Origin of the sequence: Streptomyces sp. CA-288835 (assembly GCF_050936385.1) — a bacterium.
Lineage (GTDB): Bacteria > Actinomycetota > Actinomycetes > Streptomycetales > Streptomycetaceae > Streptomyces.
On the sequence record NZ_JBNJMW010000001.1, the window covers coordinates 1,354,210 to 1,378,164 of the forward strand.

Annotated in this window: 18 protein-coding genes; 8 read left to right on the forward strand and 10 right to left on the reverse strand. The window is 69.7% G+C overall.

Annotated elements, in window-relative coordinates; all coding sequences use genetic code 11:
* Positions 1-17: 17 nt before the first annotated feature.
* On the reverse strand, positions 18-839 hold the full coding sequence (locus ACQEVY_RS06265; protein ID WP_432945646.1) for a carbohydrate ABC transporter permease: 822 nt from the start codon (positions 837-839) through the stop codon (positions 18-20).
* Positions 836-1,789, reverse strand: coding sequence for a carbohydrate ABC transporter permease (locus tag ACQEVY_RS06270; protein WP_432945648.1), 954 nt, complete (start codon positions 1,787-1,789; stop codon positions 836-838). Before ACQEVY_RS06270 ends, ACQEVY_RS06265 begins: the two co-directional genes overlap by 4 nt.
* A gap of 322 nt (positions 1,790-2,111) precedes the next feature.
* On the opposite strand from ACQEVY_RS06270, the gene ACQEVY_RS06275 reads away from it, so the two are divergent.
* Positions 2,112-3,155 carry a LacI family DNA-binding transcriptional regulator gene (locus tag ACQEVY_RS06275; RefSeq protein WP_432945650.1) on the forward strand — a complete coding sequence of 348 codons (1,044 nt, stop codon included), beginning with the start codon at positions 2,112-2,114 and terminating at the stop codon, positions 3,153-3,155.
* 72 nt (positions 3,156-3,227) lie between these two features.
* On the opposite strand, the gene ACQEVY_RS06280 is transcribed toward ACQEVY_RS06275, so the two are convergent.
* From ACQEVY_RS06280 to ACQEVY_RS06300, 5 genes are all read right to left on the reverse strand, one after another.
* A complete protein-coding gene (locus ACQEVY_RS06280) occupies positions 3,228-4,313 on the reverse strand; it encodes a zinc-binding dehydrogenase (protein ID WP_432945652.1) in 1,086 nt (361 codons plus the stop codon).
* A gap of 105 nt (positions 4,314-4,418) precedes the next feature.
* On the reverse strand, positions 4,419-4,886 hold the full coding sequence (locus ACQEVY_RS06285) for an SRPBCC family protein (protein ID WP_432945654.1): 468 nt from the start codon (positions 4,884-4,886) through the stop codon (positions 4,419-4,421).
* Between the two features lie 37 nt (positions 4,887-4,923).
* Positions 4,924-7,293 (reverse strand): glycoside hydrolase family 65 protein, encoded by a 2,370-nt coding sequence (locus ACQEVY_RS06290; protein WP_432945656.1) that lies wholly within the window; start codon positions 7,291-7,293, stop codon positions 4,924-4,926.
* Positions 7,290-8,066, reverse strand: a complete 777-nt coding sequence (locus tag ACQEVY_RS06295; protein WP_432945658.1) for an HAD family hydrolase — start codon at positions 8,064-8,066, stop codon at positions 7,290-7,292. The genes ACQEVY_RS06290 and ACQEVY_RS06295 overlap by 4 nt, the downstream gene beginning before the upstream one ends.
* Positions 8,063-8,938, reverse strand: coding sequence for a universal stress protein (locus ACQEVY_RS06300; RefSeq protein ID WP_432945661.1), 876 nt, complete (start codon positions 8,936-8,938; stop codon positions 8,063-8,065). The genes ACQEVY_RS06295 and ACQEVY_RS06300 overlap by 4 nt, the downstream gene beginning before the upstream one ends.
* Before the next feature lie 272 nt (positions 8,939-9,210).
* Between ACQEVY_RS06300 and purU the strand changes: the two genes are divergently transcribed.
* The 3 genes from purU to ACQEVY_RS06315 are packed head-to-tail and all read left to right on the forward strand — an operon-like array spanning position 9,211 to position 12,831.
* On the forward strand, positions 9,211-10,083 hold the full coding sequence (gene purU, locus ACQEVY_RS06305; protein WP_432945663.1) for a formyltetrahydrofolate deformylase: 873 nt from the start codon (positions 9,211-9,213) through the stop codon (positions 10,081-10,083).
* A gap of 45 nt (positions 10,084-10,128) precedes the next feature.
* Positions 10,129-11,394: a serine hydroxymethyltransferase gene (gene glyA, locus ACQEVY_RS06310; RefSeq protein WP_432945665.1), complete on the forward strand. Its 1,266-nt coding sequence runs from the start codon at positions 10,129-10,131 to the stop codon at positions 11,392-11,394.
* Between the two features lie 54 nt (positions 11,395-11,448).
* Positions 11,449-12,831 (forward strand): L-serine ammonia-lyase, encoded by a 1,383-nt coding sequence (locus ACQEVY_RS06315; protein ID WP_432945667.1) that lies wholly within the window; start codon positions 11,449-11,451, stop codon positions 12,829-12,831.
* 100 nt (positions 12,832-12,931) lie between these two features.
* On the opposite strand, the gene ACQEVY_RS06320 is transcribed toward ACQEVY_RS06315, so the two are convergent.
* Positions 12,932-13,792: a bifunctional methylenetetrahydrofolate dehydrogenase/methenyltetrahydrofolate cyclohydrolase gene (locus ACQEVY_RS06320; RefSeq protein WP_432945669.1), complete on the reverse strand. Its 861-nt coding sequence runs from the start codon at positions 13,790-13,792 to the stop codon at positions 12,932-12,934.
* 146 nt (positions 13,793-13,938) lie between these two features.
* Between ACQEVY_RS06320 and ACQEVY_RS06325 the strand changes: the two genes are divergently transcribed.
* The 4 genes from ACQEVY_RS06325 (at position 13,939) to ACQEVY_RS06340 (ending at position 21,607) form a co-directional block, all read left to right on the forward strand.
* A complete protein-coding gene (locus tag ACQEVY_RS06325) occupies positions 13,939-16,443 on the forward strand; it encodes a GcvT family protein (RefSeq protein ID WP_432945671.1) in 2,505 nt (834 codons plus the stop codon).
* A 49-nt stretch (positions 16,444-16,492) separates the two neighbouring features.
* A complete protein-coding gene (locus ACQEVY_RS06330) occupies positions 16,493-17,263 on the forward strand; it encodes an electron transfer flavoprotein subunit beta/FixA family protein (protein ID WP_432945673.1) in 771 nt (256 codons plus the stop codon).
* Positions 17,260-18,249 carry an electron transfer flavoprotein subunit alpha/FixB family protein gene (locus ACQEVY_RS06335; protein WP_432945675.1) on the forward strand — a complete coding sequence of 330 codons (990 nt, stop codon included), beginning with the start codon at positions 17,260-17,262 and terminating at the stop codon, positions 18,247-18,249. The genes ACQEVY_RS06330 and ACQEVY_RS06335 overlap by 4 nt, the downstream gene beginning before the upstream one ends.
* Before the next feature lie 190 nt (positions 18,250-18,439).
* Positions 18,440-21,607, forward strand: coding sequence for a heterodisulfide reductase-related iron-sulfur binding cluster (locus ACQEVY_RS06340; RefSeq protein WP_432945677.1), 3,168 nt, complete (start codon positions 18,440-18,442; stop codon positions 21,605-21,607).
* A 386-nt stretch (positions 21,608-21,993) separates the two neighbouring features.
* On the opposite strand, the gene ACQEVY_RS06345 is transcribed toward ACQEVY_RS06340, so the two are convergent.
* Entirely contained in the window at positions 21,994-22,665 is a 672-nt protein-coding gene (locus tag ACQEVY_RS06345; protein ID WP_432945679.1) for a GntR family transcriptional regulator, read from the reverse strand.
* Positions 22,666-22,976: 311 nt separating this feature from the next.
* A complete protein-coding gene (locus tag ACQEVY_RS06350) occupies positions 22,977-23,954 on the reverse strand; it encodes an ABC transporter substrate-binding protein (protein ID WP_432945681.1) in 978 nt (325 codons plus the stop codon).
* Between the last annotated feature and the right edge of the window lies 1 nt (position 23,955).

The window sequence follows — 23,955 nt, forward strand, 5'->3', positions numbered from 1 at the left end:
CGGGTGGGCGTCGCGTCTCATCCCCGTAGCCCTCCCGCGAAGCCGTTGATGATGCTGCGCTGGAGCACGAAGTAGACGAGCAGGACGGGCAGGATGCTGATCACCAGGGCGGCGAAGATGAGGTTCCAGTCGGTGACGTACTGACCGACGAAGCCGGCGATCGCGACCGGCATGGTCTGCTGGGCGCTGCCGCTGAGGTACAGCAGCGGGGTGAAGAAGTCGTTCCAGACGGCGACGGTGTTCAGCACCAGGGCCGTCACCGTGACCGGTTTGAGCATCGGCAGGACCACGTACCGGAAGCCCTGCAGCGGGGTGCAGCCGTCGATCAGGGCGGCGTCCTCGAAGTCGCGGGGCAGGGCGCGCAGGAAGCCGACGTACAGGAAGACGGTGAACGGCACTTGCAGGCCGGAGTAGAAGAGGATCAGTGCCCAGGGGGTGCCGAGGAGGCCCATGTCGCGCATGGTCTGGTAGAGCGGCAGCGCGGCGAGCTGGAAGGGCAGGACGAGGCCCAGGAGGAACATCAGGTACGTCCCCCTCGACCAGCGGGCCGTCGCGCGGGCCAGCGGGTACGCCGCGAGCGACGAGACAGCCAGCACGATGACGACACTGACGGCCGTCACCAGCAGGCTGTTGCCCAACGCCCCGCCCAGCCCGCCCTGTTGCCACGCCTGCGAGAAGTTGTCGAGGGTGGGCGAGGTGGTCGGGCTGATCGGCGACGAGGTGTCCGAGGTGGGGCGTACGGCGAGGTTGACCAGGACGTACACCGGGAAGCCGACGAACAGGGCGGTGGCGATCATCGTCAGTTCGAGGGCGAAGGTGCGGCGGCGGTAGCGGTTCATGAGGCGGCCCTCTCGTTGCGGGCCAGCGCGAGGTACTGCCCGGTGGAGGCGACCGCCACGATGATCGTGAGGACCACCGCGAGCGCGATGCTGTAGCCGAACTCGCCGAGGGTGAAGGCGTCCTTGTAGATGAGCGTGGAGATGGTGTCGGTGGCGTGGCCGGGGCCGCCGCCGGTCAACGCGTAGACCTGGTCGAAGAGTTTGAGTCCGCCGATGATCGACAGCATCAGGTTGATGGTGAAGGCGGGGGCGAGCAGGGGCCGGGTGACCGACCAGAAGCGCCGTACGGGACCTGCCCCGTCGATGGACGCCGCCTCGTGGATCTCCTTCGGTACCGACTGGAGTCCGGCCAGGAAGATGACCATCGAATAGCCGGCGTACTGCCAGACGATCACTCCGATCACCGACCACAGAGCGAGCCGGGGACTGCCCAGCCAGTCCTGCCCCAGACCGTCGAGGCCGATCGCGCCGAGCAGGCTGTTGACCGCGCCGTCGGGGCCGAGCAGGTTGCGCCAGAGGTACGCGGTCACGATCGGGGTGATCACGGCCGGGGCGAACAGGAACACCCTGAGCAGATTCCGGGACTTGATAGCCGAGTTGACCCCGAGGGCCAGCAGCAGGCCCACCCCGTTCTGGATGACGGTGATCGCCACGGCGATCAGCAGCGTGTGCCAGATGGCCGCCGTCGCGTCGGGGTCGTCGAGCATGGCGGAGAAGTTGTCCAGGCCCACGAAGGAGAAGCTGGGATCCAGGCCGTCCCAGTCGGTGAAGGCGTAGTGGACACCGCGCGCGCTCGGCACCAGGACGACGAAGGCGAACAGCAGCAGGGCGGGCAGCGCGAACCACCAGGGCGGGGTGGTGCGCGCCCGCCGGACTCGGACTCCGCGGATCTCGTCCGCGTCCGGGGGCCGCCCGTGATCCGCGAGGTGCTTGTGCGGGGCCAGGGTCACCGGCACACCTCCTTTCCTGAAACGTTTCAACGCGAGGGTCGGGTCAGGGCTCCGGTCGGCGCGAGATGGGGAGGAGCGCCTGTCGGCTTCTTCAAATCGGGGTTGGCGGTCCGGCGGGGGCGTAGTCCTGCGGCTGGCAGTGGGTAACGTTTCCCATTGGGTGTGGCCAGACCCTAGGGAGCCTCCCGCGTGACGTCAAGATGCCGCACACGCTGCAGGATTGTTACGGGCAGGACACGGCGCAGTCTCCCTTACGCGCCCGCTGAACTGCCGTGTCGGTACGTACACTCGGGGGCAACGTTCCCCATGAGAAAGGAACCGGATGGAGCCCTCGGCGCCACGCCGCCGCGTCACCATCGTCGATGTCGCGCGGCATGCGCAGGTGTCCACGACCGCCGTGTCCAAGGTGCTGCGCAACGCGTACGGGGCCAGCCCTCAGATGCAGGCGAAGGTGCGCCGCGCGATCGACGAGTTGGGCTACCGGCCGCACGCCGGTGCCAGAGGGCTGCGCGGGAAGACGTACACCCTCGGCGTCATGCTGCCCGACATCCGCAACCCGTTCTTCCCCGAGGTCCTCGACGGCATCACGCATACGCTCCAGGACACCGAGTATCAAGTGCTCCTGGGGCCCGGCGACTGCGGCGAGAAGGGGGAAGCCCGGGTCACCGAGGCCCTGATCGACCGCGGCATGGACGGCCTGATCCTGGTCGCGCCCCTGGCGTCACGCAAGCGTCTCGACGAGGTGGCCTCCGCCGTTCCGACCGTGATCGTGGGCCGGCACGGATCCTCCCCGGCGTACGACACGGTGGCGGACGACGACGTCGAAGGCGCCTCCTTGGTCGTCGGCCACCTCGCCGCTCTGGGGCATCGGCGCATCGCGCACATCGAGCACCTCGAGACCGACCCGACGCGCCTCGCGGAGATGCCCAACGCCCGGCGCGCCGACGGCTACCGGCAGGCCATGCGGGCCCACGGCCTCGAGGAGTGCATCGATGTCGTGTCCACCAGCTACACCCAGGAGGGCGGCTACCGGGGCGCGAAAGAACTACTGGAACGCCAAGGAACGCTGCGACCGACAGCCGTCTTCGCCGGAGCGGACGTCGTGGCGATGGGCGCACTGGAGGCGATCACCGAAGCCGGGCTGTCCGTCCCCGACGACATCTCGGTGGCCGGCTACGACAACACCACGTTCGCCGCATTCGGCCCGGTCTCGCTGACCAGCGTCGACCAGGCGGGCCACGAGATCGGCAGAACCGCCGCCCGCCTCCTCCTGGAACGCATCGCCGACCGGCAGCGGCCCTCCGTCCAGGTCAAGCTGTCCCCCACGCTGGTGCCGCGCCGGACGACCGCTCGAGCACCGGAGTAGGCCGACACTCACGCCCACCGATTGGGCGCCGCATGCCGACCGGCGTCAACACGTCTCGTCCGGCACGGTCGGTCACTGCCCTGGACCGGCCGCCTTGACGACCACCGTGTCGTGCGGCTGTCCGCCCAGTACGACCTTGAGGGCGCCGGTGACGGAGGCGCGGGAGAAGACGTCGTACGCCTCCTCCATCTGGTTCAGCGGGAAGGTGTGCGTGACCAGGGACGAGGCGTGCAGGCGGCCGGCGGCCATCATGCGGAGCAGGGTGGGTGTGGATGACGTGTCGACCAGGCCGGTCGTGATGGTGACGTTCTTGATCCACAGGTTTTCGAGGTGCAGGGTGGCGGGCTTGCCGTGCACGCCGACGCTGGCCACATGTCCGCCGGGGCGGACCATGCGCGTGCACATCTCGAAGCTCTCCGGGACGCCCACCGCCTCGATCACCACATCGGCGCCGAGTCCCTCGGTGAGGTCGGCGACCAGCTGTTCGGCTTCGTCGCCCGCGGCGGCGGCCACGGCGTCAGCGCCGAGTTGCTTGGCCGCGTCCAGCCGGGCCGGGGCGGGGTCCACTGCGATGATTCGCTGCGGGGTGTAGAGCTGGGCTGTGGCGATCGCGGCGAGGCCGACCGGGCCCGCGCCGACCACGGCTACCGTGTCTCCGGGTCGTACGCGCCCGTTGAGCACGCCCACCTCGTACGCCGTCGGGAAGATGTCGGCCAGCAGTACGGCGTCCTTGGCGTCCAGCGCGCCGGGCAGCGGATGCACGGAGAGATCGGCGTGCGGCACGCGGACGAACTCGGCCTGCGTGCCGTTGATCAAGTGGCCCAGGATCCAGCCCCCTCCCCCGCGGCACTGCCCGTACCCACGCTCCTTGCAGAAGCCGCAACGGCCGCACGCCGTGATGCACGAGACCAGCACCCGGACGCCCGGGCGAACCGTACGCACATCGGCGCCGACCTCGACGACCTCACCGACGGCTTCATGACCGAGGACCGTACCGGGACGCACTTCCGGTACCTCGCCCTTGAGGATGTGCAGGTCCGTCCCGCAGATGGTGACGGCGTCGACGCGGACGATGGCGTCGGTGGCGTCCTCGGCAGCGGGATCCGGGACGTCCTCCCATGCCGACTGGCCGGGGCCGTGAAAGACGAGTGCCTTCATGACGATCCCTTTCCTCGCACAGGCCGGAACGGTTCCGCAATTCCATCCTGAACGGGACATAGGCCGCCCGCATGGGCTACGCGCTCGGCCCACAGCCAGCAGGCGTCAGTCGGCCGCTTCGACGTACGACGCCAGGTTGGCCAGCGAGGAGGCGATGCCGGCCTCGTGGTCCGCCTGGTCGATGCCGGGTGGCACGTCCGTGGCGGTGACGGTCACCTCGGTACCGTCACCGGCGGCTGCGAGGTGCCAGGTCATCGTCATGGTGCCCGCGTACGCCGGATCGTCGGCCTCGAACACCGCCCGCTGCACCACGCGCTCCGGCGGAACCAGGTCCGCGAACCCGACGTCGACGACATCCGTGGCATCCGACGTCTTGCCGGGGCTGTCGGAGGCGTCGAGGTAGGTCAGGACCATCCGGAACCCGCCACCGGGCCGCGGATCCCACCGCTCGACCCGCCCCCGCATACCCTCCGGCGGCAGCCAGGCCTCGAGCGACTTCCGGTCGAGGAGAGCGGCGTAGACAGTCGCCGGTGGTGCCGCGATCACCCGGCTGGCACGGTCAGTTCGGCTCATAGCCCGATCCTAGAACCGCCTGGGGCCGCCATGGTGCTCACTCTGGGAGCACCAGTCGCCCCGTCTCCCCCGGCTCCAGGCACACCGTGCGGTCCGGCAGCCGTATCTCGATCGGTGAGGCGTCGGAGGACGGCACCTCGATCTGCAGCAGCTCCGGCTCCAGGCGCAGCCGTACGCCCCAGTGGCCCTGATAGCGCAGGGCGAAGCCGTAGTGGGACAGTTCGGGCAGCGGGACCGGGTCGAGCCACAGTGCGCCGCCCCGGGTTTCCAGGCCGGTCAGTCCGCGCTGGACGAAGTCGAGGGTGCCGGCCATGGCGCCCAGGTGGATGCCTTCGCCGGTGGTGCCGCCCTGGATATCGGCGATGTCGCCCTGGAGGGCTTCCTGGCAGAACTTCCAGGCCTCGGCCCGCCGGGCCCGGGCCAGTACCCAGCCGTGGACGAGGCCGCTGAGGGTGGAGCCGTGGCTGGTGCGGTGCAGGTAGTAGTCGACGGTACGGTGCCAGGTGTCCTCGTCGAGTGTCACGCCCAACCGGCGGAACAGGCCTTGCAGTTCAGCCGGTGAGAAGAGGTATCCGAGCATCAGTACGTCGGCCTGCTTGGAGGCCTGGTAGCGGTTGACGCTGTCGCCCTCCGCCTCCAGGATCCGGTCCAGGCGCCGGATGTCGCCGTACCGTCGGCGGTAACCGTCCCAGTCGAGTTCGGCCAGCTCGCCGTAGCCCTCGAACTGGCTGATGACGTCGTCGTGGAAGGGCACGTGGAGGGTGCGGGAGACGTCCTCCCACAGTTCGAGTTCGCCCACTTCCAGACCCGTACGCTCGACGAGTTCGCGCCGTCGGGGCTCGGGCAGCGTCTCCATCAGCTCCAGGGTGCGGGCGAGCACCCAGGCGGCGGTGACGTTCGTGTACGCGTTGTCGTCGAGGCCCGGCACGCGCGCCCCGGGGTAGGCCTCGTGGTACTCGTCGGGGCCGACGACACCCCTGATGCGGTGCCGTCCGAGGGACTCGTCGTAGACGGCGGCGTCCGCCCAGAAGCGGGAGATCTGCAGCAGCATCTCAGCGCCCTTGGTGTGCAGGAACTCCATGTCTCCGGTGGCCTCGCAGTACTGCCACACGTTGTAGGCGATCGCCGATCCGACGTGGTGCTGGAGCCGGGAGTGGTCGGGCAGCCAGCGTCCGGAGCGCGGGTTGAGATGGAGCTGCTGGGTCTCCTCACGTCCGTCGCTGCCGCTCTGCCAGGGGTACATGGCGCCCCGGCGGCCCGCCATCCGGGCGTTGGTCCGGGCCTGTTCTAGGCGGCGGTGGCGGTAGCCGAGCAGGGCGCGGGACACCTCGGGCAGGTGCAGGTTGAGGTAGGGCAGGACGAACAGTTCGTCCCAGAAGACGTGCCCGCGGTAGGCCTCCCCGTGCAGTCCTCGTGCGGGCACGCCGACGTCGAGGTCGGCGGTGTGCGGCGAGAGGGTCTGCAGGACGTGGAAGAGGTGCAGCCGCAGGATGTGGCCCGCCTCCCCCGGAACGTCGAGCTCGGACCGGCGCCACAGCTGGTCCCAGGCGGTCAGGTGCGACTCCAGCAGGTCGTCGAAGCCGGGGGCGTGTTCCACCCGGTCGACGGCGGTGTGGAGCGGGTCGCTGATCGCGGGGTCGCGGGAGGTGTGCAGGGCGACGGTCTTGTCGACGGTCGCGGTACGTCCAGGGGCCAGATCGAGGGTCAACTGCTGGATGGCGTACGGGAGTTCATGGCAGATGGTGACGGGCGCCTCGGCGGTGACGCGGGCCGCCATGCCGATGCGGATGTCGGAGGTACGGGTGCGGCAGCGCAGCCACGCGGTGTCCGGTTCGGCGGTACCGGTGTGCACGTGGGTGAGGTGGCGGCCGTCCAGATCCCGGTAGCGCGGCACGCCGGAGTTGGTGACACCGCCGTCGAGAGCCGCCTCCACCTCGATCGTCCCGGAGAAGCCCTCGGCCGTGAACTCTGTGCGCAACGCGGCCAGATGAGGGTCGGCCAAGTGCACCAGCCGCTGCTGACGCACGCTCAATTCCCGTCCCCCACCGAGGTCGTACCGCGTCAGGCGCTCCAACAGCCCGGCCGACAGGTGCAGGATCTGACGGTGGTCGAGCAGGGTCGCGGTGTCCGGGGTGAGCCATGGTCCGTCGGGGAGGCGGAAGCGCAGGGGCAGCCAGTTCGGGACGTTGACCATGTCCTCGTTCTCCACCTGGCGGCCCGCGATCTCGGAGGTCAGCCGGTTGTAGCAGCCGGCGACGTACGTGCCCGGGTAGTGCACCTCGTCGGCGGCGCACTCCGGCAGCGCTCCGCGCGTGGCGAAGTAGCCGTTGCCCAGGGTGCACAGCGACTCCCGCAGGCGTTCGTCGGCGGGCTCGTAGCCCTCGTACTCCCAGGTCCAGCCCGTCACTTCGGTGCTCCTCCCGCGCACAGTTCTTCCAGGTCGTGTACGGCGATGTCGGCGCCGTGCCGCAGCAGCCGCGCCCCGCTGTCGTCATCAGCGGTCCGGTCCACGCCGATCACCAGGGCGAACTCGCCGCGCCGGCCCGCCTCCACGCCCGCGAGGGCGTCCTCGACCACGGCCGCACGGTCGGCGGGGACGCCGAGCCGACGGACCGCCTCCAGGAACAGATCCGGCTCCGGTTTGCCCGCCAGCTCCAGCCGGGCCGCCTCGCCACCGTCGACGAGGACGTCGAACAGGTCGCGCACCCCGGCCCGCTCCAGCAGCTCACCGGCGTGCCGGGACGCGGAGGCCGCCGCACGGGGTACCCCCGCCCGGCGCAGGGCACGCACCAGCCGTACCGTCCCCGGATAGGCGTCGACACCGTGCTCGCTCAGCCGCCGCACGAACCGGCTCTCCTTGTCCGCCGCGACAGCACGCACCGTCTCGGGCGACGCATCGATGCCGCGTGCGGCGAGGAAGGCGGCGGCGCCGTCGAGGCGGGACTTGCCGTCGACGTGGCGTAGATAGTCGTCCTGTGCGTCGAAGGGGCGGCGTTGGTCGGGATCCTCGGGCGGGTGCGCGTGCAGGTAGGCATCGAAGGCCGCCTTCCAGGCCGCGGCGTGTACGCGGGCCGAGTCGGTGATCACTCCGTCGGTGTCGAAGACGACGGCCCGTACGTCCCGCAGGACCGGTGCGAGCAGGTCGCGGGACGTGGCAGGAGTGGGTGGGTGCACGGTCACCCCCGCTCCGGCACGATCGCCACCGGGCACTGGGCGTGATGGAGCAACGCGTGCCCTACGCGGCCGAGTTGGAGCCCGAGATGCCCGGACCGGCGGTGCGTTCCGACGATCACCAGGTCCGCGGCGGCCGTCAGGTGCAGCAGCACTTTGCGAGCCGGTCCCTCCGCGGTGTGCCGGTGAACCCGTACGCGAGGGTGGTCCGCCATCGGGTCCTGGAGCAGGGCTTCGAGCACGGCGGACGCCTGCTCCTCGTGATAGTGCGCCGGCTGCCCGGTGAGCAGGGGATGCTCGGGGATCCCGTGCGCGGGGCAGCGCCAGGCACGTACGACATCGAGGGTGCACCGGCGCGCTTCGGCCTCGCGGAAGGCGAACCGCACCGCCTCGCCGCCGGTGGTGGGCTCGCCCGCGCCGAGCAGGATCCGCTCATGGATGCCGGCCAGGCCGGCCTTGTCGCCGCGGACGACGATCACGGGGCAGTCGGCGCGGGCCGCCACGGCGAGCGAGACGGAGCCGAGGAGCAGGCCGGTCAGCTCACCGCGGCCGCGCGTTCCCGTCACCAGGGCGGAGGCGTTGCGGCCCTCGTGTAGGAGGGCGGACGCCGCTTCCTCGGGGACCACCTCGGTGGAGACCTTCACCTCGGGATTGCGCCGGCGGGCACGTTCTGTCGCGGATACGAGAATGGCGTCCGCCGGTACCTGCTCGGACGGGCGGTCGGCGCTGCTGGACGGGATGGCCCCTTCGTACCGCTCCCACAGGGACGCGTACACGAGTCGCAGCGGCAGTCCGTGCCGGGCGGCTTCGTCGACCGCCCAGTCGACCGCGACGAGGCTCGATTCCGAACCGTCGACCCCCACGATCAGGGGCAGCTCCATGTCCCTCACCGCCTTTCGCCGGGCTGCGCGGACGTGCCGGCCGTACGGGTTCCCCGCACCGTCGCATCCATGGCCGGGCGGTGGCAGGGGCGTGGCGCGACAGCTGGGCGCGTGTTGCTCATCACGCCGAGTACTTCTCATTGCACAACTACGTCAGGAAAATCCGTCCGGCGGACATCGATCAAGCAACGCCCTTGACCGGACACCCTCCCCCTTGGACCATGTTGCGTATTGCTCGCGCTGTTGCTCATTACGCACCGCTGGAGGATGTCATGCCACCTCGCCCCGACCCCGGACGCGAGTTCGTCCTCACCCTGTCCTGTCCCGACCAGGCCGGACTGGTCCACGCCGTCAGCGGCTTCCTGGTCGACCACTCGGGGAACATCCTGGAGAGCCAGCAGTTCGACGACCGCCTTCAGGGCCGCTTCTTCATGCGCGTCCACTTCGATGTCTCCGACCCCGAGACGTCACTGGAGCGCCTGCGCACCGATTTCGCCCCGGTGGCCGCGGTGTACCGGATCGACTGGCGGCTGCACGAGGCGGCCGCCCCCACGCGCACCCTGATCATGGTGTCCAAGTACGGGCACTGCCTGAACGACCTGCTGTTCCGCAAGAGCACCGGCGCCCTCAACATCGAGGTACCGGCGATCGTCTCCAACCACCGGGAGTTCGAGACGCTCGCGCGCACCCACGGCATCCCCTTCCACCACATCCCCGTCACACCGCAGACCAAGGCGGACGCAGAGACCGAACTGCTGGACCTGGTACAGCAGTTGGACATCGACCTCGTCGTCCTCGCCCGCTATATGCAGATCCTCTCGGACGACCTGTGCAAGCGGCTCGAGGGCCGGGCCATCAACATCCACCACTCCTTCCTGCCCAGCTTCAAGGGAGCCCGCCCCTACCTCCAGGCCCACCAACGTGGAGTCAAGCTCGTCGGGGCCACCGCCCACTACGTGACTCCCGACCTGGACGAGGGCCCCATCATCGAGCAGGACGTCGTCCGCGTGGACCACTCCGACGACCCCGACGCGCTGGTCACCATGGGCCGCGACGTCGAGGCCCGGGTGCTGTCGCGGGCCGTGCAGTGGCACAGCGAGAGCCGCATCCTGCTCAACGGCCACCACACCGTGGTCTTCCGCTGACGCAACCGTTCCGTGTTTCCCGCACATCGCCGGCTGAGGAGACGTATGTCCGTCCTGAACATCCCTCTGCACGAACTCGACCCCGAAGTCGCCGCCGCGGTCGACGCCGAGCTGAACCGTCAGCAGTCCACCCTGGAGATGATCGCCTCCGAGAACTTCGCGCCGCTCGCAGTCCTCGAGGCGCAGGGCTCGGTGCTGACCAACAAGTACGCCGAGGGCTATCCGGGCCGCCGCTACTACGGCGGCTGCGAGCACGTCGACGTAACCGAGCAGATCGCGATCGACCGGATCAAAGAGCTGTTCGGCGCCGAGTACGCCAACGTCCAGCCGCACTCCGGCGCCTCCGCCAACCAGGCCGCGCTCTTCGCGCTGGCCCAGCCCGGCGACACCGTCCTCGGCCTGGACCTGGCGCATGGCGGCCATCTCACGCACGGGATGCGGCTGAACTTCTCCGGCAAGCAGTTCAATGTGGTGCCCTACCACGTGGACGCCACCACCGGCCTGGTCGACATGGCCGAGCTGGAGCGGCTGGCCAAGGAGCACCGCCCGAAGGTGATCATCGCGGGCTGGTCGGCGTACCCGCGGCAGCTGGACTTCGCCGAGTTCCGCCGGATCGCCGACGAGGTCGAGGCGTACCTGTGGGTCGACATGGCGCACTTCGCGGGCCTGGTCGCCGCCGGACTCCACCCGAACCCGGTCCCGTACGCGGACGTGGTCACCTCCACCACCCACAAGACGCTCGGCGGACCCCGCGGCGGCTTCATCCTCGCGAAGAAGGACTTCGCGAAGAAGCTCAACTCGTCCGTCTTCCCCGGCTTCCAGGGCGGCCCGCTGGAGCATGTGATCGCGGCCAAGGCGGTCTCCTTCAAGGTCGCCGCCTCCGAGGACTTCAAGGAGCGACAGCGCCGTACGGTAGAGGGCGCGAAGATCCTCGCCGAGCGGCTGACGGCCGACGACGCCCGCGCGTCCGGCGTCAACGTCCTGTCCGGCGGCACGGACGTACACCTGATTCTGGTCGACCTGCGCGAGTCCGAACTGGACGGCCGGCAGGCCGAGGACCGCCTCCACGAGGTCGGCATCACCGTCAACCGCAACGCCGTCCCGAACGACCCCCGCCCGCCGATGGTCACCTCGGGCCTGCGCATCGGCACACCCGCCCTCGCGACGCGCGGCTTCGGGGCCGAGGACTTCGCCGAGGTCGCGGACGTCATCGCGCAGGCACTCATGCCGTCGTACGACGCCGAATCGCTGAAGGCCCGCGTGACCGCGCTGGCCGACAAGCATCCGCTCTACCCCGGCCTCAACACGTAAGTCCGATGGGGCACTTGAACCGGGTGTCCCCTCTCCCCGTCCTGAGGAGTGACCGTGGCCATCTCGGTCTTCGACCTGTTCTCGATCGGCATCGGCCCGTCCAGCTCCCACACGGTCGGCCCAATGCGCGCGGCCCGCATGTTCGCCACCCGCCTCAAGGAGGACGGCGTACTGGCCGAAACCGCCACGGTCCACGCCGAGTTGTACGGCTCTCTCGGCGCGACCGGCCACGGCCACGGCACCCCGAAGGCCGTACTGCTCGGCCTGGAGGGCAACGAGCCGCACACCGTCGACGTCGTCCAGGCCGAGCACGATGTCGAGCGGATCAAGTCGACAGGAAAGCTACGGCTGTTGGGCGTCGAGATCGGCGACGTCCAGGAGATCGCCTTCGACTTCGACAAGTCCCTCGTCCTGCACCGCCGCAAGACGCTGCCGTACCACGCGAACGGCATGACGCTCTGGGCGTACGACACTGCTGGCGCCGAACTCCTGACGAAGACGTACTACTCGGTGGGCGGCGGCTTCGTCGTCGACGAGGAGGCGGTGGGAGCCGACCGCATCAAACTCGACGACACAGCGCTCAAGTACCCCTTCCGCACCGGCGACGAACTCCTGCGCCTGACCCAGGAGACCGGCCTGTCGATCTCCGCACTGATGCTGGAGAACGAACGGGCCTGGCGCACCGAGGACGAGATCCGCGAGGGGCTGCTCGCCATCTGGCACGTGATGCAGGCCTGCGTCGCACACGGCATGTCACAGGAGGGCATCCTGCCCGGCGGCCTGCGAGTCCGGCGCCGGGCCGCGGTGACGGCACGCCAACTCCGCGCAGAGGGCGACCCGTTGGCCCACGCCATGGAGTGGATCACCCTCTACGCGATGGCCGTGAACGAGGAGAACGCGGCGGGCGGCCGCGTGGTCACCGCCCCGACGAATGGCGCGGCGGGCATCATCCCGGCGGTCCTGCACTACTACCTCAACTTCGTCCCCGGCGCCGACGAGGACGGAGTCGTCCGCTTCCTGCTCGCCGCCGGAGCCATCGGCATGCTCTTCAAGGAGAACGCCTCCATCTCCGGCGCCGAGGTCGGCTGCCAGGGCGAGGTCGGCTCCGCCTGCTCCATGGCCGCCGGCGCGCTGGCCGAAGTCCTGGGCGGCTCCCCGGAACAGGTGGAGAACGCCGCCGAGATCGGCATGGAACACAACCTCGGCCTGACCTGCGACCCGGTCGGCGGCCTGGTCCAGATCCCCTGCATCGAACGCAACGGCATGGCCGCCGTGAAGGCGGTCACGGCCGCCAAGATGGCCATGCGCGGCGACGGCTCCCACAAGGTCTCCCTCGACAAGGTCATCAAGACCATGAAGGACACCGGCGCCGACATGAGCGTGAAGTACAAGGAGACCGCCCGGGGCGGACTCGCGGTGAACATCATCGAGTGCTGAGGCGATGGGCGTCACCCGGTGCCCGGGCAGGGCAGCCATCGAAGAGGGCGCGGCCCACGGGGGTGGAGCCCCCGCGGTACGCGACCCGCTCGGCACGCACTCACACGCCGTTCGCGTTCCTCTCCGCCGCCTCGACGACGTTGGCGAGCAGCATCGCCCGGGTCATGGGGCCGACTCCCCCGGGCATGGGGGCGAGCCAGCCGGCGACCTGGGCGGACTCCGGGTGGACGTCGCCGACGAGTCCGTTGTCGGTGCGGGTGATGCCGACGTCCAGGACTGCCGCGCCGGGGCGCAGCATGTCCTTGGTGATCAGGCCGGGCGAGCCGGCGGCCGCGATGACGATGTCCGCCTCGCGGACGTGCCAGGCCAGGCCCTTGGTGCCGGTGTGGCACAGGGTGACGGTGGCGTTCTCGGAGCGCCGGGTGAGCAGCAGTCCGATGGGGCGGCCGACGGTGAGGCCCCGGCCGATCACGCACACGCGTGCTCCGGCGAGGGGCACGTCGTAGCGGCGGAGCAGTTCGACGATGCCGCGCGGGGTGCATGGCAGCGGGGCGTCGACGCCGAGGACGAGTCGGCCGAGGTTGGCGGGGTGCAGTCCGTCGGCGTCCTTGGCGGGGTCCATGCGTTCCAGTACGGCGTTGGCGTCCAGGGGTCGCGGGAGCGGGAGTTGGACGATGTAGCCGGTGCAGGCGGGGTCGGCGTTGAGTTCGTCGATGACGTCCTCGACCTGCTGCTGGGTGGCGTCGGCGGGCAGTTCGCGGCGCAGGGAGGCGATGCCCACCTGTGCGCAGTCCCGGTGCTTTCCGGAGACGTAGGCGTGGCTGCCGGGATCGTCGCCGACCAGGACGGTTCCGAGCCCGGGCGGGCGGCCGACGGTGGCGGTCAACTTGGCCACGCGCTCGGCCAGTTCACGGCGAATGTCGGCGGCGGTCGCCTTGCCGTCGAGCAGACGTGCGTTCATCAGCGCTCTCCGTTCCCTACGAGTCGGTCCTGTGCGGCGAGCCCGACAGGGAGCCGGGCCGGGCTCCCCCTTGACCGCCGACCGCCTGCCATATAGCGTGCTTACAACTAGTATATCAGTTGCGTGTCACCTCGAAGGAGGCCGCCATGGCAGAGGTCCCGCCCCAGGCGAAATGCGTCGTCATCGGCGCCGGCATCGTCGGCAACAGCCTGGTCCACCACCTGGCCCGGCTCGGCTGGCGCGACATCGTGCAGATCGACAAGGGCCCGCTGCCCAACCCCGGTGGCTCCACCGGTCACGCCTCCAACTTCATCTTCCCCGTCGACCACTCCCGCGAGATCACGGACCTGACGCTGGACTCGATGCGGCAGTACAAGGAGCTGGGCGTCTTCACCGAGTCCGGCGGCTTCGAGATCGCGCGCACCGAGGAGCGCATGGAGGAGCTGCGCCGCCGGATGTCCAGCGCCAAGGCCTGGGGCATCGAGTCGCACCTGGTCGACCCCGCCTTCGTCAAGGAGAAGGTGCCGTTCATCGAGGCCGACCAGTTCATCGGCGCCTTCTGGACGCCGAGCGTCGGCGTCGTCGACTCCCTGCGCGCCGGCACGATCATGCGCGACGGCGCCATCGAGAGCGGCGCGCTGAAGAGCGTGCCCAACGTCGAGGTGCTCGGCATGGACGTCGAGGACGGTCGGATCCGCCGGGTCCGTACGAACAAGGGCGACATCGAGGCCGAGTACGTCGTGATCGCCAGCGGCGTGTGGAGCCCGAAGCTCGGCGACATGGCCGGCGTCAAGATCCCGCTGACCCCCGCCGTCCACCAGATGATCTCCGTCGGCCCCTGCCCGCAACTGACCGGCATGCAAGGCGAGATCAACTTCCCGATCGTCCGGGACATGGACACCTTCTGCTACGAGCGCCAGCACGGCGCCGACATGGAGGTGGGGTCCTACGCACACCGGGCGATCCTGCACGAGCCGGAGGAGATCCCGAGCATCGAGCAGGCCAAGCTCAGCCCCACCGAAATGCCGTTCACCACCGAGGACTTCGACCCGCAGCTGGAGCAGGCCTACGAGCTGATGCCCGAGTTGCTGGGCGCCGACGGCGCGGAGATCCGGTACGCGATCAACGGCCTGCTGTCGCTGACCTGCGACGGCAACCCGATCCTCGGCGAGAGCGAGGTCAAGGGGCTGTGGACGGCGGCCGCGGTGTGGATCAAGGAGGGCCCGGGCGTCGGCCGCGCGGTCGCGGAGTGGATGACCCACGGCCACAGCGAGATCGACCTCGCGCACAGCGACATCGCCCGGTTCTACCCGCACCAGATGCGTCGCGAGCACACCCGGCTGCGTACCACCGAGTCCTTCATCAAGACGTACGGGATCGTCCACCCCGCCGAGCAGTACGAGTCCGACCGCGAGCAGCGGCTCTCCCCCATGCACGAGTCGCAGAAGAAGCTCGGTGCGGTCTTCTTCGAGGCCGTCGGCTGGGAGCGGCCGCAGTGGTACGAGTCCAACGCCGACCTCCTCGAGGTGTACGGCGACCGCGTGATGCCGCGCGAGCACGAGTGGGACGCGCGCTGGTGGAGCCCGATCGTCAACGCCGAGCACCTGCGGATGCGCGAGTCCGCGGGCGTCATCGACTTGACCGCCTTCGCGATCTTCGACATCACCGGTCCCGGCGCGCTGGACGCCGTACAGCGCACCTGCGTCGCGCAGTGCAACGTGCCGGTCGGCAAGGTGATCTACACCCCGGTACTCGACGCCAAGGGCGGATTCCGCTCCGACCTCACCGTGATGCGCCTGGGTGAGGACCACTTCCGGGTCGTCACCGGTGGCGCGCACGGCATGGCGGACAAGAAGTGGTTCGCCGACCAGCTCGGCGACGACGCGTCCCTGGAGGACCTCACCGACCGGGTCTCCACGATCGGACTGTGGGGCCCGCGGGCCCGCGACATCCTGTCGCAGCTGACCGACGCGGACGTGTCCCACGACGGCTTCAAGTTCCTCAATTGCCGCGAGATCGACCTCGACGGCATCACCGTACTGGCCTCCCGGATCTCCTACGTCGGCGAACTCGGCTGGGAGCTGTACGTCCCCTTCGACCAGGCCGCCGCGGCGTGGGACAAGCTGCTCGCGACGGGCGCACCGCACGGTGCCCGCCCGGTCGGCATCGGCGTGTACGTGACCACCGGGCGGCTCGAGAAGGGCTACCGGGCCTTCGGCCACGAGCTCGACGCCGAGCGCACCATCATCGAGGCGGGCATGCAGCGGCCGAAGGTGAAGGGCGCCGACTTCATCGGCAAGGAGGCCTACCTCGCCCAGCGCGCCAGCGAGCCCGCGGCCGTGCTGTGCACGCTGGCCGTCGACGACCACACCTCGGCGTCCGGAGTGAAGCGCTACATGCTCGGCGGCGAGCCGATCCTCACCCGCTCGGGCGAGGCGCTCGTCGACGGGCACGGACACCACCCGTACGTCACCGCTGCCGGATCCGCCCCCTCGCTGGGCAAGCACCTGCTGATGGCGTACCTGCCGCCCGAGGAGGCGCGGGTCGGCAACGAGCTCGCCGTCTCCTACATGGAGGAGCTCTACCCGGTGACCGTGCTCAGCAACGACGCCACCCCGCCCTTCGACCCGGACAACGAGCGGATCCGCTGATGGCAGGGCTGTCAGTGGTCGGGCCTGTCGAGACCACGAGAGGTGAACGATGACGAACGTATTGGTCTGCATCAAGCGGGTCCCCGACTCCTCCGGTGAGGTCCTGCTCACCGATGACCAGCAGGGCGTCGACGGAAGGTACGTCGGCTTCACCGTGAGCAACCACGAGAGCTGTGCGGTCGAGCTGGCGGTCCGTACCGCCGAGGCGACCGGCGGTACGGTCACGCTGCTGACGGTCGGCCCGTCCGAGGCCACCGAGCAGTTGCGGGACACGCTGGCGCTCGGCTGCCAGGCCGCCGTACTCGTGGAGGCGGAGACCTCCCGGCTGGGACCGGCCGACGTGGCCCGGGAGATCGCCCACGTCGTACGCGAGAAGGAGGCCGCGGGCACGACGTACGACCTGATCCTGCTCGGCAACGACGCCGCCGACAGCGGCGACTTCCAGGTGGGCATCCGGATGGCCCACGCGCTCGGCCGGCCGGTGGTCAACGGTGTGTCGACGGTCGAGGTGGCCGACGGCAACCTGACCGCACGCGGCGACGGCCCCGGCGGTGAGGAGACCTACTCGCTGCCGCTGCCCGCCGTCGCCACCGTCCTCGAGGGCGGGGCGGAGCCGCGCTATCCGACGCTGAGGGGCCGGATGGCCGCCAAGAAGGTCCAGATCGAGACCCGGGCTCTGTCGGCCGAGCCCGCCGGAGCGGACCGGGTACGGCTGCTGCTGCCCCCGCCCGCGCCGTCGACGGTCGAGGTGCTGGGCGAGGGCACGGAAGCGGCCGCAGCGGTCGCGAACCTGTTTGAGAAGCTGGGGGTGACCCGATGATTCTGGTGCTGGTCGAGACCGAGAACGGCGCCGCGAGCGAGATCTCGCTGGAGACGCTCAACTTCGCCCGCTCGCTGTCGGCCGAGGGCGGCGGCATCGCCATCCGCGCGGTCGTGGTCGGCGAGGTCGAGGACCGCGACGCGCTGGCAGCCGAACTCGGCACCCACGGCGCGGCCGAGGTCCACCACGCGGTGGGCGAGGCGTTCACGTCGTACGGCGGTGCCGCCTGGGCGGCGGCTCTGCAGGCGATCCGCGAGTCGACCCGCTCGGTCGTGGTCACCGCCGCGGGATCGCCGCGCGGCAACGAGGTGCTGGCGCATCTGGCCGCCCGGCTCGACGTGCCCATGGCCGCCAACGTGACCGCGTTCCACGGCCTGGCGCCGTTCGTGGTGACCCGTCAGGTGGTCGGCGGGGCGGCGCTGGAGGAGATGAAGCTCGACCAGCGGCCCGCGCTCTTCTCCGTCGCCGGCCACTCGTGGGCCGTATCGCCGGTGGAAGGCGCGTCGCCCGCCACTTGGGTGGAGGTGACCCCCGAGGTGGCCGAGTCCGACCTCTTGGCGCGGGTCGTGTCGACCGGCACCAAGGAGGTCGACCACTCCGGCTCGCTGAAGTCCGCCAAGGTTGTGGTAGGTGCCGGGCGTGGGGCGGGGGGTCCGGAGGGCTTCGGCCCGGTCTCCGAGCTCGCCGAGCTGCTCGGCGGCGTGGTCGGGGTGTCCCGGGTCGTCACCTCGCTGGGTTGGCGGCCCCACCACGAGCAGGTCGGCCAGACCGGCTCCCGGATCAGCCCGGACCTGTACATCCCCTGCGGGATCTCCGGTGCCATCCAGCACTGGGCGGGCTGCGCGTCGTCGAAGACGATCCTCGCGATCAATACGGATCCTGAGGCGCCGATGATGACCAAGGCGAACTATGCCGTGGTGGGCGACATGCACGAGGTCGTGCCCGCGATCGTCGATGAGCTCAAGTCGCGTGGGGTGAGCGGGTGAGGCACGCCGGCCTCGCGCGCGGCTGCTGAGTCACTCGCCGCCGGGCGCTCCGCGCGACCAGCCACGATGGGCCTTTGTCGTCTGCGGCTCCGTCGTGGCTGGTCGCGCAGTTCCCCGCGCCTGCAAGGGGCCGCAGCCTCCCCCGCTCCGCCACGGCCCCCGGCCAGAAGACCGTCCTTGAGGAGCCCTGATGCAGATCTTCGCCATCGTGGCGTCGCTGGCGCTCACGCTGGCCGCGCTGTTCGTTCTGGTGCCCGCGGTCCGGAGCATGCTCCGGGTGATCCGGATGGGCGGGCCCGCGAGCCCGGGCCGTACCGACGATCCGGTTGCTCGTACGGTCACCATGCTCAAGGAGACCGTGCTGCACACGCGGATGCTCCAGTGGACCTGGGTCGGGGTCATGCACTGGTTCGTGTTCGCGGCGTTTCTGTTCCTGAGCACCGCGGTGGTGGGCGCCTACTTCCAGCTGTTCGACCCCGAGTGGGCGTGGCCGATCGTGGGCCACTGGTATCCCTTCGAGTGGTTCAGCGAGTTCATCGGGGCGCTGAGCACGGTCGGCATCGTCTGGCTGATCGTCTACCGGCAGAAGCACCACCCTCGCAGCGAGGGCCGCAGGAGCCGGTTCTTCGGCTCGACGTTCTGGCAGGCCTACTTCGTGGAGTTCCTGGCCCTGCTCGAGGGTGCGGCGATCCTGTTCATACGGGGCGCGGAGTTCCACCTCGCCGATCCTGCGCACGCGACCCGCGCGCACTTCCCGCTCTCATCCTGGCTCGGTGAAGCGCTCTATCCGGCCGGCCAGGGCACCAACGAGAACCTCGTCTACTTCATCGCGTTCTTCAAGATCGCGCTGGCGATGGTCTGGCTGATCGTCATCGGCCGCAACCTGACCATGGGCATCGCCTGGCACCGGTTCACCGCCTGGTTCAACATCTGGTTCAAGCGGGAGTCCTCGGGCCGTACGGCACTGGGCGCGGTCAAGCCGCTGACCGTCGACGGCAAGCCCGTCACCTTGGACGACATCGACGACCTCGACGAGGACACCACGCTCGGGGTCGGGGCGATCGAGGACTTCTCCTGGAAGGGCCTCCTCGACTTCACCACCTGCACCGAGTGCGGGCGCTGCCAGTCGCAGTGTCCGGCCTGGCACACCGAGAAGCCGCTCTCGCCAAAGCTGCTGATCAAGGGCCTGCGCGAGCACACCTACCTCAAGGCCGCCGGCCTGGCCGGACACACCGAGCGGGCGCTGATCGGCAAGGCCGACGCGGGCGAGGGGTCGTACAACCCTGAGGGTGGCGACTTCGTCATCGACGCGGACGCGCTCTGGTCGTGCACGACGTGCGGCGCCTGCGTCGAGCAGTGCCCGGTCGACATCGAGCACGTCGACCACATCGTCGACATGCGCCGCTACCAGGTACTGATCGAGTCGAACTTCCCCGCCGAGCTCAACCAGCTCTTCAAGTCCCTTGAGAACAGGGGCAATCCCTGGAACATGGCGCCGAACGCGCGCATGGACTGGGCCAAGGGGCTGCCGTTCGAGGTCAAGGAGGTCGGCAAGGACCTGGAGTCGCTGGAGTCGGTCGACTGGCTGTTCTGGGTGGGCTGCGCCGGCGCCTACGAGGACCGGGCCAAGAAGACCACGCGCGCGGTCGCCGAGCTGCTGCACATGGCCGGCGTTTCCTTCGGCGTACTCGGCAACCGCGAGACCTGCACCGGTGACTCGGCTCGCCGGGCCGGTAACGAGTTCGTCTTCCAGGGGCTGGCCCAGGAGAACGTCGAGACCTTCAAGGAGTTCAAGGTCAAGAAGGTCGTCGCGACCTGCGCCCACTGCTTCAACACGCTGAAGAACGAGTACAAGGCCTTCGGCATCGAGCTCGAGGTCGTCCACCACACGCAGCTGCTGAACCGGCTCGTACGCGAGGGAAGCCTGACGCCGGTCGCTCCCGAGGCCGACGCGAACCAGCGGTCGATCACTTACCACGACCCGTGCTACCTCGGCCGCCACAACCAGGTCTACAGCCCGCCGCGCGAGCTGCTGCAGGTGGTGCCGGGCGCTTCGTACGTCGAGATGGAGCGCAACTCGGAGCGGTCCTTCTGCTGCGGTGCGGGCGGCGCCCGGATGTGGATGGAGGAGAGCATCGGAGAGCGGATCAACATGAACCGCACGACGGAGGCCGTCGACACCGGCGCCGACCAGATCGTCGTCGGCTGCCCGTTCTGCCGAGTAATGCTCTCCGACGGAGTCTCAGCCCTCCAGGCCAAGTCCGACGCCCGCGAGGAGGTAGAGGTCCTGGACGTCGCCCAGATGCTCCTCGCCTCGGTCAAGGGCGGGCCCGCGACCGAGCCGGAGAAGGCGCCCGCCACCGCGGCAGTTCCGGCTGGTCCAGCCACTGCGGCGCCTACGGAGCCCGCCGCTTCGGGCGCTACCGGGGCGTCGTTGCTCGACGAGCCCACAACCGAGCCCGCCGCGCAGATCGCCCCGGGCGGCTCGCTGTTCGAGACAGCCGCCAAGCCGACCGCAAGTCCGGCCTCCGGCGGGTCGCTCTTCGACGAGGCACCCGCGAAGCCCGCCACTCCGACCGCCTCGGGAGGCTCCCTCTTCGACGAGACCCCCGCCGAGCCACCCGCGCCAGCCGCCTCCGGCGGGTCACTGTTCGACGAACCCACAACCGAGCCCGCCATGCCGACCGCCCCAGGCGGCTCACTCTTCGACGAGGCTCCCGCCGAGCGCGCACCCTCCGGTGGATCGCTCTTCGACGAGCCCACAACTGAGCCCGCCGCTCCGGCCACCCCGGCCCGCTTCGACGAGACACCCGCGAAACCTGCCGCTCCGACCACCTCGGGAGGCTCCCTCTTCGACGAGACACCCGCCGAGCCACCCACGCCAGCCTCCGGCAGGTCGCTCTTCGATGAAGCTCCCGCAAAGCCTGCCGCTCCGACGGCCTCGGGCGGCTCGCTCTTCGACGAACCCACAAACGAGCCGTCCCCCACGCCGACCGCATCCGGAGGGTCGCTCTTCGACCTCCCGGCCGACGAGGCCGCGGCGCCCGCGACCACCGGAACACCGGAGCCGACAGCCGAAGCCCCCGCGAAGCCCGCACCGTCAGGCTCCCTCTTCGACGTCGAGCAGGAGTCGGCCGCCCCGGCCGCTCCCGAGGAGTCGGCACCGGTCGCGGCCACCGGCGGCCCGTCGCTCTTCGACATCCCGGAAGCGACGCCATCTGCACCGGCTCCGGCTCTGCCCCCGGAGCCCATCGAGGAGCCGGTGGCACAGGCGGAGCCGCAGGCCGAGGCTGCGCCGGAAGCCGAGCCGGAGCAGCATGAGGCCCCGGAGAAGCCGAAGGGCCTCTTCGACCTCTGATCGCTCCGACCCGAGGAAAGACCGCGTGCCCCCATGCCGGATTCCGGGCATGGGGGCACCGCTCGTCCAGGCTGAGCTGCGTACAACCGGCCAGCCGGGCCCGGCACACACCCAGCGGCCCTGCCACCAGCCGCCACCCGGTGCACCCGCGCAGGCGGGGTCTCGGCCAACCCCCAGTCGTTCTTCTCATCGCGCTCGGCAGGCTCGGCGGGTGGACAGCCGATCGCGCCCGATGCGGGCCCGGCCGCGCTACCAGGTGCGCGGCGGCCCCGCTACGTACAGCGCGGCGGGTGCGCGGCAGGTCGGCGCCGCACAGCGAGGTGCAGGCGCCCACCCCGCGCAGACGGGGCCTCGGTCCGGCAGCCGAGCGGCGAGCTCGCGAACCGTCAGAGCACGCCGCGGATCTCGCGGGCGAAGCCCGCGATGTGCTCGCGGGTGAGGCGTTCGGCGCGGTCGGCGTCGCCGTCGGCTACGGCTTCGAGCAGGTCCGCATGCTCGGTGATGTGGTGTGCGAGATCGGGAAGCCGGTCGATGACCAGGCACCAGATGCGGGTGGCCAGGTTGTCGTAGCGGATCAGTACGTCCTCGAGGTGCGGGTTGCCGGCCGCCTTGTAGATGAGCCGGTGCAGCGACATGTCCTGCCGCATCAGCGCGGTGCGATCACCGCCCGGGCTCTCGACGCTCCGCACCTCGGCGGCCTTGGCTCGCAGCGCGTCGCGCATGGCGCTACTCGCGTGGACGGCGGCCCGCCGTGCCGCGAACGGCATGAGCTGCTCGCGGATGTCGGAGATCGCCCCGAGCTCGGTCACGTCGATGATGGTGGCGAATGTGCCCCGGCGCGGGTACGAGACCACCAGGTGGTCGGTCTCGAGCCGCTTGAGCGCCTCGCGAACGGGCGTACGTCCGACGCCGAGCTCCGCAGCGAGCTGACTGTCGTTCATCGGCTCGCCGGGCCGGATGTCGAGCATGACCAATCGATCCTGAAGGCGCTCATAGGCCAGGTCGGCCAATGACGTCGGCGCCGAATCAGTCGCCGGGGAAACCTCGGTGCTGCTCATCTTTCGGCCGCCTCTTCCTTCGCGCGGGACGTTGGCATCAGCATCCTGGAGCATCCCGGGCCGCTGACATACATCAAATATATCAGCTCGCCGGGGACGACATACTGACTGACTGTACTGACTCCCTGCCCGACTCCCGACGACGGAGGCCGGCCATGCGCCGACCGACCGCCACCAGCACTCCGGCCGACCGCCACCGACACAAAGGAGGGCCCGGCAGGCTGTCTCCACAGCCTGCCGGGCCCTCCTCAGGGGTACGTCCACTCCCCCGCCCCGGCCGGATACAGCAACCCGGCCGAGCGGCGGCGGCCCTACTTCAACCAGGCCTCCACCTTGTCCCGGTTGGCGTCGACCCACTTCTTCGCCGCGGCCTCCGGCGCCATCTTGTCCACCGCGATGTACTTGGCCACGGTGTTCTGGTCCTCGTTCGTCCAGGTGAAGTTCTTCACCAGGTCATACGCCGGGCTGCCCGACTCGGAGAACTTCTTGCTGACGATCTTGTCGAGCTTGTACACGGGGTAGTCGCACGCCACCTTCTCCGTGTCGGCGTCGCAACCCTCCTTGTACTCGGGCAGCTTGACCTTCTTCAGCGGCACCTCGGACATGAACCACTGCGGCTCGTAGAAGTAGCCGATCATCCATTCCTTGTCCTTCTCCGCCTTGCGGAAGGCCTGGATGAGGGCGGTCTCACTGCCCGCGTACACAACCTTGAAGTTCAGCTTCAGGTTCTTGACCAGGGCCTCGTCGTTGGTGACGAACGACGGGTCGCCGTCGAGGAGTTGGCCCTTGCCGCCGGACTCGGAGGTCTTGAACTCGGCCGCGTACTTGTTGAGGTTGTTCCAGTCGAGGATGTCGGGGTGTTCCTTGGCCAGCCACGGCGGTACGTACCAGCCGATGAGGCCTTCGTTGCCGGTCGGGCCGGCGTCGACGGCGGTCTTCTGGTCGGTGATGTACTTCTTCTTCAGGTCGTCGTGACCCCAGTTCTCGACGACGGCGTCGACCTCGCCCGTGCCGAAGCCCTGCCAGGCGATCTCTTCCTTCAGGTCCTTCTGCGTCACCTTGCAGCCGAGGTCCTTCTCCGCGACGTAGGCGAGGACCGCCGCGTTCGCCTCGTAGCCCACCCAGGGGTTGACCGCGAGATTGAAGGTGCTGCACTTGCCGGAGTCGCCTGAACTGCCGGAATCCGAGGAGCTGTCTTCCACGGTTGCACCGCCGCAGGCGGTGAGGGCGAGGCCGAGGGCCGCTATGCCGGCCGCGGCGGCTTTCCAGTGTCTTGCTTGCCTTGCCATG